Origin of the sequence: Bacillus sp. B1-b2 (genome assembly GCF_009183415.1) — a bacterium.
Taxonomy (GTDB): domain Bacteria; phylum Bacillota; class Bacilli; order Bacillales; family Cytobacillaceae; genus Niallia.
In genome coordinates this window covers 1-1,079 of sequence record NZ_WEHU01000080.1, presented here as the reverse complement: position 1 = coordinate 1,079, position 1,079 = coordinate 1, and the positions used below count along the sequence as shown (strand labels likewise).

Genomic DNA, 1,079 nt, shown 5'->3' with positions numbered 1-1,079 from the left:
CGGGTATTTAACATCTAAATCACCAACCTATGTTTGATAATTATATTATATCAAATTAACGCGGTGAATAGATGTAGTTATCATTAAAAAGAATAGCTGTCGAGACTTTCTCGACAGCCTGAGTGGAGTTAACTACTCCACTTCTTTTTTTGGGAACTATTTAAGACTAAAGGCGTATATAAAAATAAATCACTAGTATGTTTCTTATTTTAGCAATTCTTCATAGTATAAAAAGAGGAAATACAGTGATCAAGGTATAAAACTAAAAGGAACGAATAAAAAGTGCTCTATATAGCAGGAATATTTATTAGAAATGGAGAAAGTGAAGAGCGGATTCGAAAGGAGATTCTGTGTGATCAATCAAAAAGTATATATTATATTAACTGACACAGGAACACTATTTACTAGATGTATAAAGTTATTTACAAGAAAGCCACATAATCATGCCTCTATTTCCTTAGATGCTAATTTAGGGCAAGTATATAGCTTCGGTAGGAAAAAACCTAATAATCCATTTATTGGGGGATTTATAAAGGAAGACATCCATCATGATTTCTATCGAAAAAGTAAATGTGTGATCTATTCCATTACCGTAACAGAAGAACAATATGAAAAAATAATGGAAAAAATCAAGAAGATGGAAGAAGATAAGAGGCATTACCGCTACAATTTAATAGGGCTATTGTTTATTTTATTTCGCATTCCATATAATAGAAAAAACGCCTATTTTTGCTCTCAATTTGTTGCTTCTATCTTAAATGAGAGTGGCGTGATTTATTTCGAAAAACCACTTTCATTAATGACTCCTTATGATTTATTAGATGATTATAAGATGCAAAGAATTTATGAAGGAAATTTACAAGGCTATCCGATTAGTATGTCTAATATTGTTGCCTAATTATACTTTTATTATTATCTTATTCATAGGTTATTTATCCATGTATTTTATTTATTACTAACTCAACTTTCGCAGAGTGAAATCGGCAAATAAGACTTGATATAGCTTGGAAGGCCAGAGATCCACTGCTCAAGTTGACTTAGTATCAACTTTTTGATTTTCTTATTCGTCTGTTTTAGTG

Annotated in this window: 1 protein-coding gene; it reads left to right on the top strand. The window is 30.5% G+C overall.

Going from position 1 to position 1,079, the window contains the following annotated elements; genetic code table 11:
• Positions 1–352 precede the first annotated feature (352 nt).
• Positions 353–898: a hypothetical protein gene (locus F9279_RS24780; RefSeq protein ID WP_152116740.1), complete on the top strand. Its 546-nt coding sequence runs from the start codon at positions 353–355 to the stop codon at positions 896–898.
• Positions 899–1,079 lie beyond the last annotated feature (181 nt).